General features: G+C 37.4%; 7 protein-coding genes. 6 read left to right on the top strand and 1 reads right to left on the bottom strand.

Annotated elements, in window-relative coordinates; genetic code table 11:
* Positions 1-193 precede the first annotated feature (193 nt).
* From BMZ31_RS12645 to BMZ31_RS12625, 5 genes are all read left to right on the top strand, one after another.
* Positions 194-2,260, top strand: coding sequence for a DUF4179 domain-containing protein (locus tag BMZ31_RS12645; RefSeq protein WP_090832131.1), 2,067 nt, complete (start codon positions 194-196; stop codon positions 2,258-2,260).
* Positions 2,261-2,549: 289 nt separating this feature from the next.
* Complete coding sequence (locus BMZ31_RS12640; protein ID WP_090832130.1) at positions 2,550-4,538, top strand: hypothetical protein; 1,989 nt, start codon at positions 2,550-2,552, stop codon at positions 4,536-4,538.
* Between the two features lie 29 nt (positions 4,539-4,567).
* Positions 4,568-7,090: a class I SAM-dependent methyltransferase gene (locus BMZ31_RS12635; RefSeq protein ID WP_090832129.1), complete on the top strand. Its 2,523-nt coding sequence runs from the start codon at positions 4,568-4,570 to the stop codon at positions 7,088-7,090.
* A 6-nt stretch (positions 7,091-7,096) separates the two neighbouring features.
* Positions 7,097-7,651, top strand: a complete 555-nt coding sequence (locus BMZ31_RS12630) for a GNAT family N-acetyltransferase (RefSeq protein WP_090832128.1) — start codon at positions 7,097-7,099, stop codon at positions 7,649-7,651.
* A 102-nt stretch (positions 7,652-7,753) separates the two neighbouring features.
* A complete protein-coding gene (locus tag BMZ31_RS12625) occupies positions 7,754-8,086 on the top strand; it encodes a rhodanese-like domain-containing protein (RefSeq protein WP_090832127.1) in 333 nt (110 codons plus the stop codon).
* Positions 8,087-8,390: 304 nt separating this feature from the next.
* Here the strand turns inward: BMZ31_RS12625 and BMZ31_RS12620 are convergent, their stop codons facing one another.
* Positions 8,391-9,119 (bottom strand): ZIP family metal transporter, encoded by a 729-nt coding sequence (locus BMZ31_RS12620; protein ID WP_090832126.1) that lies wholly within the window; start codon positions 9,117-9,119, stop codon positions 8,391-8,393.
* A 509-nt stretch (positions 9,120-9,628) separates the two neighbouring features.
* Here BMZ31_RS12620 and BMZ31_RS12615 point away from each other — a divergent pair.
* Complete coding sequence (locus BMZ31_RS12615; RefSeq protein ID WP_254778790.1) at positions 9,629-11,647, top strand: phospholipase D-like domain-containing protein; 2,019 nt, start codon at positions 9,629-9,631, stop codon at positions 11,645-11,647.
* The last annotated feature ends 39 nt before the right edge of the window (positions 11,648-11,686 follow it).

Genomic DNA, 11,686 nt, shown 5'->3' with positions numbered 1-11,686 from the left:
GAGACTTGATTAAGGTACCTGACCCTCAGTACACTCAAGCATTAGAGTACCGGGGGCCAGGCACCTTTTTTTAATAGTTACTTCATCTAAGTTCATAAAAAGCTGAAAAGTCCTATTCTAAGTGTATTGCCAATAACTTCCTCTACTTATATCATTAGGTAAAAAGAGAATGTTAAAGGGGGGGAACACATTTATGATCCCAGCAAAAATAGAAGCCAATTCAATCACTACCATAAAAGTCAAAGGCTTGGAATCCATCGCCGATTGGTTCGATCAGCATAAACAATCGTTTTATATTCTCGGTTGGTCTTATCTTAGGAGTCAGAGGCAAATGGAAGAGCTTTTTTACAGATCCATTATAAAAGTTCATAAGGAGCTGCTATTTGAAAGAGATACATCATTTGAAACGAAGGTCACTTCTATTTTTATACAAATCTGCCGGGAGCTTTCGAACGATAAAAGTTTACAAGTTTCAGAGGAAATTGAACAACATAAGGAATTATTTAAAGCACTTGATCGGTTAAAAGAAAATGAGAAAGAAGCGGTGGTCCTTACATATATAAAAGGACTATCTCAGGAGGATGCGTCTCATCTTCTCCAGGTTTCAGTGGAAAAGATGAAAGAGCAATTGTTATCCGGAATCCAGTCACTTAGAAATGGAATGGGATTTGGGTCAAGCTTCAATGGCTGTATTGAGTATCATGAGAATTACATAGATTTCTTAGAAAGAACCCTGGAACGGCCGAAAAAGATTGATTTTGAGAAACATATTTATCATTGCCAAGACTGTCAGCAGGATTTGGCTTCCTTTCAGGATGCTAGGTTAGCCCTATCAAATCTTACTGAAAAAATGGAAGATTTCCATGTGCCATCAGATTTCATGGAGAACGTCAAAGAAAGGCTGGCTGATAAGGAAAAGCACCGACAACTGAAGAACAAGAAACGTTTAAGACTGGGACTTGTTTTTGCTAGTGTGTTCTTATTATTAATGGGTTTAGAAGTTTTTACTAGGTCGTTTTCCAACCTCTACTATACCTGGACCGAAGAAGATCAACAATTGCGTGCCTTTCTAAAACATGACTTGGGTGAAGTGCTGAACTTGGAAGCTGAAAGCGACGGGGTCAAAATTAAGATTAAGAGCGCGATTGCTGATGATGTTCAGACTATTGTTTTTTATGAAATAGAAGATACAGAAGAAGACAATCAATATGTGATGAATTATGATGATGGGGTTTCTGTGGAGAACGAATATGAAATCATGAAACAGGATGTCTATCCAAGATTCTACCCTCCAGATCTTGAATCGGATATAAATAACAAGGAAAAGAACGTGTATCATGGAAGGATTAGTCTACGGCCTCTTGATAAGGATAACGGAACCATTAAACTTAAAATCACAAAGCTTTATAAATTGATTCGTGATTCCTCTGACCGGAATAAATTTAATGGTTTCGAGATGGAATTTGCAACAGGGGAGTGGGACTTCGAGATACCTGTAACAAAACAGCCTTCCATCGAATATGCATTGGATGAAGAAACAGAAGTAGAGGGGATTCCGGTTCGATTTGATAAACTAACGATTGCTCCAACAGCGACGGTTCTGCAATATGCTATACATAATGCTCAACAAAAGAAACGTACCGAAGTTCTTAATTTTGACGATCTAGAAGTCAACAATAAAAAAGTGAAAGCTGATATGTATGGTAGCTCTTTTGTAAATTCACAACAAGACATAAATTGGACTACTTTTCAAACACATTATGAGCCTCTTTATGGAGAAAAACCAAAAGAGGTCAATGTGCAATTCAAATCAGTACAACTAATGATTGAAGACCAAAAAACCATCGAACTAGATGCTTCTAGAGAATATCCTCAGACCTTTGAATATGCAGGCAGTACAATCTCCATCGATAAGGTTGAAGTCGGACAACCTACCAAAGTGGTCTTAAGCAATCATGAAATAAAGAATCGCGCATATGAGTCGCTTCACTTCAATATTGTGGGTGAGGATGAAAATGAACTGAATTCAATGGAGATAAATTCTGAAGGAGTGATCGTTGATAAAAACGGGGTTGAATACGACATGAATAAAAACCCTGTCGCATATGAAGAAATCGAGCAGCCTCGTTATTTCTTTACTGTTCATAGTATGGCGTTACACAATGACTCCGGAAAAAAAGTGATTCCTAAGAGGCTGGAGATTTATGGATATAATTCAACGGTATATTTGGATGATGTTGTTAAGATTTTGGTGGATTGAAAGGTAAAGGAGAGCGGTACTTCAGCAAGCATAATAAATATTTCGGTTAAAGTGATGAGCGAACTGAGATAGCTACTGTTCGCTTTACTTTTGTTAAGTCAGTAAAAATCTTATTAGCGTGCCTGACCCCCAGTACACTAAAGTATTAGCGTATCGGGGGGGAGGCCCTTTTTTGTATTTATGCTTTTATTTTTATTTTTTTCATTATGGTAATTTTCAGATAAACAATCTCTTTAACGGAAAAATAAGGTATATTTAAAGTAAATCTTACCAGTAAAAAGGAGAAGAGATGGAGTTTAATCAGTTTCTATTATCATTAAAAAATGATATTGCTCATAATCACTTTCGCGTTTTTTATGATCCTAAAAAAGATACAGCAAACATAAAGGAAATTCTAATCGGAATCGGAAATCAGGAATCTGGCGGTATGGTAATAAGTAATAAATGGAACCGTTCTAAAGGTAATTCTGTTTCGCAAATCCTTTATCAGGACAGCGACGAAATCGTGGCAGCGATTAGTCAGCAAATAAACGATACAGACCTACAGACGCTCCATTTTTTCATTGAAGATTTATCGCCAGATACGTGTTTTTCTTTTGTTCTTTTATTTGCCTTCATTCGGGGCGTGAGAAAGGAAACACTGCCGTTGCGCTGGCTGGAATATGTGAATAAGTGGGAGCTTGGAGATGTAAAAACAACCGGAGAACCGGTTAAATCATGGGGATGCTTACTGAATGCACTTTCTCATGAGTATTTTGAATACAAAAATGAACAATATGATCAGCATAAAATTCAGCATGGGTTCAACATGTGTTTAAAGTTCACTCTAGAAGCCTTACTATCTGGACAGGACCCTGCAAATCTTACTTACCTTCCTCATTCTGAAGGGTTTCTAAAAGCTACTTCGGCTCTTCAAGTTGAAAAACTTGAATATCAGCAGCTCGTGATGAATTCTGAAAAGGTACAGCTCCTGTTGCCGATAAAAGACTCGACAAAGAAGGTATTAGTTGATGCTTTGATTACGACCGAATTAAATGTTCTAGGTACGTTGAAAAATTTTGCCAGAAACGACAGGGACACTCCTTCCATGGGAAACGGTTTTGGATTATTGGCACTTCATCGCCCTAGCTTGAAAGGAACAGGGGATGATGTGGTCATTTCGGTCGATCCAGCCGCAAGCACCCACTTAACGAAGCTTTGGGATTCGTTAGAAAGTCTAGAGGATGAAAAATGGCAAAGTGCCAGACCGAATGATCGTCCTAGAGAAGGTTATACCGTAAATCAGCCATGGTTCAATGGAAATGGCTCTTATACGCTACTTGCAGCACCAAGGAAAATTTATGGGGCGAGTTCGGAACAATTTGGTTCAAAACTGAGCTGGAAGGATGTCCTTGATAAACTTTGGGAAAATTATCATCCATTAAAAAATCTAAAAGTACACGATTATTTAAGTGATGGAAGCTGGAGTGCACCGTCCAATTTGATCGATTGTACACCAGTAAACTCGCAGAGCGCCAAAAGATTCATGGGGATCAAATGGTCCGATTCTAATCAAGAGCTTTCCCTAACGATCACACCCACAATGAAGAGGTATTTGGTTGCCTGTTTACAAGGTAATGGAAAAGCACCAGGCATTTTAGACCTTCCGAATGAAAAAACGTTTGATTATGTTGAATTACCTGGAGGCTTCGCTCTTGTTCATTTGAATGGAATTGTATTCTTTGATGATTGGTCAAAACAACATTCGGAGATTCAGCTCTACAAAAATGAATTTGATCATCTACTTAAACGATATGAAGCCATTGATGAATATCAATCGTATATCCAGACTGAGATGCAGGAAATATTGGATTTATTTAAGGATAGAAGGATGTTGCGTAAAAAATTAGTAAGCCTTAGTGAAAGGCTGGCCAAAATCAAAATCGAGTTAAGGCAGAACCTTTTTGCTACCATGCCAGCTTCAAAGGAGTATTACATTCAATTTTTTAGAGAAACCGTAGAAAAACGTTGGGGATTAAATACACAATTGAACGAACTTTATGAAACGGTGAATGAAGTAGAGAATACGATTAATAGTATTGTAGAAACGAGATCCAATCGAGTTCTGCGTGGAATTTCGATATACGGTTTTCCCATTGCATTATTCTCTTCTTTGTTTCAAGGGCCGCTACAGGATTTGTTTATTCATTCAAAGTTTAATTGGCAAGCATTACTATCTTTTGCTATCTTTACGCCAATATCCATCTGGATTTTAAGCAAATTAGTCGATCGAGAATAACCATAATATGAACAAAGGGGTAGTTATTTGTGGAACAGCAGTTGAGAGAAACCAAAAGTGTTCTTGGGGAAGAGGCGTCTTTATCCAAGATTGATAGATTATTTAAAGAGGAAAAGACATTCCTGGTTAATTTATACGGGGAAGAAGGAGCCGGAAAAACTTTTGTTCTGAACTACCTAGGGGGTCAGTACGAGAATGTGACGAAGGTTATTTCAGATATTACTGACCTAGAATATATCGAGTTTGATCAACAACAAATTTACGTGATGGATGATGTAGATCATTTTTATTCACGTGATCATTTTAAGGATTTTATCATGAAGATTTACCTTCACCAATCTTTTCCAAAAATCGTTTTTACAAGTAAGAACAAGTTTTTTTTAGAATCAATTCCTGGTGTAAATTTTTATCATTTTGAAATGGGTAACCGACGATTTACCTATCAGCAATTTCGGGAATTATTTGAATTGGTAATGAATCAGAATGCCGTTGAAATGAGCATGGTTCCTGATTTTGTCATAAAAAATACCTATCTTCTGTCCACCTATTGCAAAAATTTCAATTTGGTCAATCAAATTTCACAACACATAGCAGATTTTATTAAAACTAGAAGGAAAATCAAACCGAACGATTACATATCTTTCTTGAACAAATCGAACATCCTTTCAAAAATAGAAAAGGAACTTATCATTGACACGAAAGGTATGAAAGATGACGATTACTTTTTCTCAATAAGATCAAAGGATAAGATCGAAAAGCTTTGCGACTTGATTCTTAAGTATTATCCTGATGAGAAAATCATGGTTGAAGTGATGAAAAATCAGTTTCAATCAGGGTTTGTCGTAGACACCTTCCGGATGGATATGTCCTATAAAGATAAAATTTTGAATATTTGCCTAACCTTCGATCCAATTGAATTGTTAATCAAGCTTCTGGGACCTAGAGATATTATCCTTGAGCTTGCAGAAAGAAACATTGGCGAAGCAAGCTTCACCTATACAATTGAGGAAAAAGCAAAACTTATCCTCAAAAATATTGGAATGAACATCCTCGATGAACCAAAAGGAATTGAGTATTTCCGAAATCGTTTCTTGACCAATCAAACTCTGATTAAAAAAGAAAAGCTTAACAAGGAATATATCATCGGGCTTGGAATATCTACTTTTCAAGAGCTTGAGCACATCTTTTATGAAATGATTAATTTTTATGGCGCTTATATTTTCGAATCGGTTTCAAAAATGTTCAAGGAATACAATGACCATAATCCAAAAAACCCTATTCAGTATAGAAGAATTACTTTTGGTCAATATATTAGCATTTTTCAATTTTTAAATAAAATTAAAAAGGATGATTTATATCAATTGAAGTTTTACCAGCTTAATATGGACACGATTATCACACCGTCAATTATAAAGATGATAGAGGGAATCTCTGGTTTAAGATCATTCTTCTCCCATAATCAGCGAGTCCATAACTTTGAGATACCATATGATTCATATATTAATCGAATCGATAAGCTTTATTCGGCGGTAATTTCGTTAATGGACGAAATCATTAGCAAGAATATCTTTCCGGAAATCATTAAGATTAAAGAAGTCATCTTTGATGAATTTGACCGTAGACTGTTTGTTGCGATGGATTGGAAAAAGGCTGAAATCCGCTTTAGTTTATCGAGCGCCTATAAGAACATTGATATTTATTCCCAGTATTATATTCTTAGGGAAAAGCAACGAGTGGCAATAAACCCAATCTTAATTCCAAGGAACATGGATGCAAACCAAGAAAAATTCGAAGGGGAAGATTACGACAAATCCTCTCAAACCCAATTTAAGCAAGGAAATTCATTGATTGAGAAAATTAGCCTTAAGGACAACATGAAAGTCTTAGATATTGGATGTGGAAATGGACGGACGACCATTGAATTATGGAAGAAAAACCCATCAATTCGAGTAGATGCTTTCGATTTATCAGAAAGCATGGTGGAAAGAGCCATTCAAACTAGGGATGATCTCCAAATAAATGCAGAAAAACTTCAATTTTTCACCCTTAGTGCCTTGGATCTAGATGTTCGTGATCAGTATGATTTAATATTTAGTAATGCTTCCCTGCACTGGATTGTTGAAAGTCAAACCATGTATCAAAAAATCTTCCATGCGTTAAGATCCGGCGGGGAAATTGCCATTCAACAAGGCGGAAAGAATTGTTATATGGGTCTTCATGATAGAGTAAAAGAAGCCATTGTTCAATTGGACTATCAAATGTATTATGCAAATTGGACGTATCCTATCTATTATCCTGCTAAAAATGATTATGAGCAGCTTCTCCATTCATGTGGATTTAAGAACATTCATGTGGAGAGTGTTGAAACCGATGGTGAGGAATTCGCCAACCTGGAAGATAACTTTGCAAATGCTGGCATGCTTCCATATATACACCGCCTGCCGGACCCAAATATGAAAAATAAATTAAAGAATACTTTCTTAGAATTATGTGCGAGGAATAAAACGGATAAATACACACATCGACTTTACGCTTTTGCGAGCAAGGAGTGACATTAAATGGGTTTTCAGTTTCAGTTCTATGAAGGTTTGAAGGACCCTTCTTTAAAAGAAGAGGTATGGGAAATACTTTGTGAGTGTGATAAAGAATTCATTCCACATTTATCTTCGCGGGAAAGCTCTGTTCAAAGTATGTTGACAGTGAACAAAACAACAGAACAAAAGCCAAAGCTGTATTTTAATGAAATGCTCCAGCAACACTTTATTCTTTGCCAAGATGAGGAGAGCGGCCGTGTGGTTGCTTTCTTATCCTATCGTAATCAATATGATGCGGACGAACTTAAGGACCACAACCCTAGCAATTATATTACAACAATTTGTACGACAAAGTCTTATCGCAATAAAGGGATTACAAGGACTTTTTATGAAATCATTTTCTCGGATCAGCTCCCAGAACAGTTGAGAATGCCTTACGTCACAACCAGAACATGGTCAACGAATGATTCGCATATTCATATTCTAAATTCGTTAGACTTTGATAAAGTTCGAATTTTAAAAAATCATCGTGGAGAAAATGTAGATACGATTTATTTTTCGAAAAAGAGTATTTATTAAGAACTCTGGAATCTTAGATTCAGGTCACAAATCTGCCTAAACTGAAGACGTAGACTATATGAGAATCCTGCTTTGATAATTAAAACAGAGGAGACGATTAAATTGACACTTAAGAAGATTTCAGCAGAAGAATTATTTCTGAGAATCGAAAATCAAGAACAACTAGTGCTCTTAGATGTAAGAGCAGAGGAAAAGTACAACGACTATCATATAGAAGATTCAAGTATAGAGAATATAAATATTCCTAAAACAGAAATTCTCGAAGGAAAGGAAGATGTCCTTCATTCTTTACCCAATGGAAAAGAAATGATTGTTACTTGCACAACAGGGAATTCAGCTACAAGGTGTGCAACGATTCTTAGTGATAAGGAATATGATGTTGTCGTTTTAGATGGTGGAATTACTGCTTGGAAGAAGTATCTAGAAACAAAGTAGTTAAACTTTAGCAAACAAAGATTGTTTTAGAGGAAGCAGGAATCAAACAAGGTTCCTGTTTTTTTGTACACTTGAATTTAGACCAACAAAAACCTCTCCATAATATCAATAGAAAAGAAAGGCCCTAAAGTAAGTGTTTTCGAGCGGACCTTAGAAATTAGGAAGAGATGGGGCAATTGCTAACATTTACTCATCAATTACTTGATGGACTTGATTTAGTCGTTAGCAATGCGGGCATTAAATAAACCCTAAAGAGCAGACTGGTTTATATCAAGTCTACTATTAGGGTTCATTTTTAGTGTTTTCAAGAAAAATGATCAAGCAATAATGAAGCTAACAAACCAAGTGCAGCAATTAATCCTGTCGTCGGTCCACTGTCTTCATAGGCCTCAGGCATCATTGTCGAAGCAATCATCGCAATAATTCCTCCACCTGCAAAAGCTGCGATTCCAGACATAAAGGCATCAGAAGCACCATCGAGGAAAAAATATCCTGCCCACGAGGCAAAAGAGGAAATGAGCAAAACAGAAATCCATAAAAATAAAATCTTTGCTTTGGAATAGCCACTGTTTTTCATCCCGACTGTACTGGAGAGTCCTTCTGGAATATTACTGATAAAGATAGCGATCACTAAAAGAAAGCTTACCGATTGATTTCCCAGAAGACTTGACCCAATCATGATGGACTCAGGTATGGCATCTATTAAGGTTCCAATGAATATAGCGATACCGGCACTTTCTACAGCCTTTTTTTCGGAGCGCTTTCGATGGGAAGCACCTCTTTTGGAAACGAGATAATCAAAAAGGGTAAAGACGGCAGCGCCCGTAACAAACCCAATGCTAGTTGAGGTGATTCCTCCATTATGAACCGCGTCGCCAAGTAGTTCATAAGAAGCTGCCCCAATTAATACACCGGTACCAAATGCCATAATATAACCGATAATTTTCTTAGGGATAGATAAGAACAAGGCGGCTATCGCACCGACCAATACTGCCGAACCTGAGATACCGCCCCACATTGCTGCATTCCACATTTAAAAGGCTCCTTTCATCAATATAAGTACAACTACCCATTATGATTTGGAACAAACTTTAAAATATGACAGGAATTTAAGGGCGAACCTAAAAAAAGCCCTGCGAGATGAATAAAAATCTGACAGGGCTTAACTTTTTAGTTTGCTTCAATTTCCTTACGGTTTTTCTTAAACATCTTAGATAATACTTCATAAACGATTGGAACAATAATCTATTAGCGTACGGGGGTCAGGCCCCTTTTTTAAACAGGCATTTTTTAATTAATTGTAAATGTTGATATTCCCCCAATTTGTATGTGTGGGAAAAAAGATATGAATGGGTTTAAAGGAGAAATGATTTATGGAATTTGATTGGCAGCTGTTTAGGTATTTAGCTTTAAGTAAAGAATGCAGTTTAATATTAAACCAATCCAAATGAACTGTTTTTGTAAAATTTACAATTTCAATATATTTCGACAACTTTTTTACATTATGATTATCTTGGATTTATATTTGAGGGGGTAGTCAAGTTGAAGAAGTTGATTTCTGTTTTTCCGGCTTTAATTCTATTGTCTTCTATTCTTTTTCCGTCAATGCTGAACACTGTTCCAAACGCAGAAGCGGCTGGAACAGAGAAGTTGGTAATTAATGAAATAGCCTGGATGGGAACATCCACAGATTACAATGATGAATGGATTGAGCTATACAATCATTCCGCTTCTCCGGTAGTACTAGATGGCTGGAAGTTAAGTGCTGCGGATGGGACACCTGCCATTTCTCTCAAAGGAACGATACCGGCATATGGCTATTTCTTATTGGAAAGAACCGATGACCAAACTGTATCTGATGTTGCAGCAGATCTTACATACAGCGGAGCGTTGGGAAATAGTGCAGAACATCTTAAACTCATTGATCAAGCAGGAACGACAGTAGATGAAGTCGACACATGGTATGCCGGAGATAATTCATCAAAAGCAACAATGGAGCGTATTGATCCAAATGCTGGAGGAATTTCCGCTTCTAATTGGGCGACTGCTAACAAGAGCTATGCGGCTGGATTTGGGACACCGAAAGCTCTTAATTCTACAGGTACAGATGGAAGTGGAGCTATAGATGAAGGCGGTAGTTCAACAACGTCTTCACCAACATCTAATGTTTGTAATGATAGGAGCCAACATATAAATAGCGTATCCGAAGCTGAAGGAGCAATGAATGTCTATTTTAACAAATGTGCATTTCCTCAATATTCATCAGCTGGAAACGAAGCAAACTATAACGTGAATTTTGAAGATGTATTAATAAAGCGCCTTAATTCAGCAACGAAAAGCATCGATTTTGCAACATATGAAATTAACCTCCCTCGCGTGGTAGATACACTAATTACGAAAGCAGCAGAAGGTGTTGATGTTCGTGTCATTGCTGATTCCAAAGATTCAGCGGATCCTCATTATGCAGAGCGATTCGAAACTATGCGTCTGTATTTGGAAAAAATGGTTCGCGGAAAAGATCTAACAATCGGGACTGCAGATGATATCGTGATTTTGTCTGATTCACCAATGTTCGCGGTAGAAGATAGTACAAAAAGAACAAGCAAAGGGCTTCCCTCATCTGCAAATGATATCAATCAAGTTTCAGTGACAGTTGGAAGCACTGCTGTAACTGGACGACTATTTGTAGATGCAGAATCTAAATCCGCAGGAAGCTACTACGGTCCTGGGAACCAGATGCATAATAAAATTGCAATTATTGATGATCGCTGGGTATTTACGGGGACATGGAATTTTACTGTGACTGGGCTCTATGGATCTGATGAAAACATGCAACAAGGTATTCTAGATGGGAACCAAAATCAGATTGTTGAAATTAACTGGCCGCAACTTGCAGGTATTTACGAAACTGAATTCAATGAAATGTGGGGTACTGCTACATTGAATCCTGATCCTGTTGCATCAAACTTTAGCAGCCGCAAGACGGATAACACGACACATGTGATTAATATTAATGGCAAAAAAGTTGAGATATACTTCTCTGCTGGTGACAATGCTGTTGGCAAAATGGCTGAACTTATTCGGAATGAGGCACAATTCAATACGTACTTCTCTATTTTTGCTTGGAGTGATCAAGCAATAGCCGATGAGCTGAAAAACAAGTGGGAAGGGTCATACAATGACCTTGAAGGAACGCTTACGGGATTTGATGTGAAGGGACTGTTTGACTCAGATTTCTGGAATCAATGGTGGTCAGCTAGTGTTGATATGACGGGAAGAACTGCCTCCCAAACGAGTGTTAATAATCCTAATACCCGCTGGAAAAATCCAGCGCCTGTTTATGCGGATGCAGAAGTGCGAAAGCTGCACAGCAAGACGATGTTGATTGATGCGGATACAACTAGTGACCCAACCGTTATTGTTGGATCTACAAACTGGAGCAACAACGGCAATAATGTAAATGACGAAAATATGTTGATAATCCATGATTCAGCTATCACTAATCAATTTGTTCAGGAATTTAACGCGCGCTACGTCCAAGCTGGTGGGACAATCCAATAAAATTAAATGTGCCTGTCCCTTGCGAGGACAGGCACATTT

The sequence above is a fragment of the Bacillus sp. cl95 genome (assembly GCF_900115925.1).
Lineage (GTDB): Bacteria > Bacillota > Bacilli > Bacillales > Cytobacillaceae > Neobacillus_A.
Note: the sequence above shows the minus strand (reverse complement) of the source record. Positions and strands in the feature narration are given on the sequence as shown.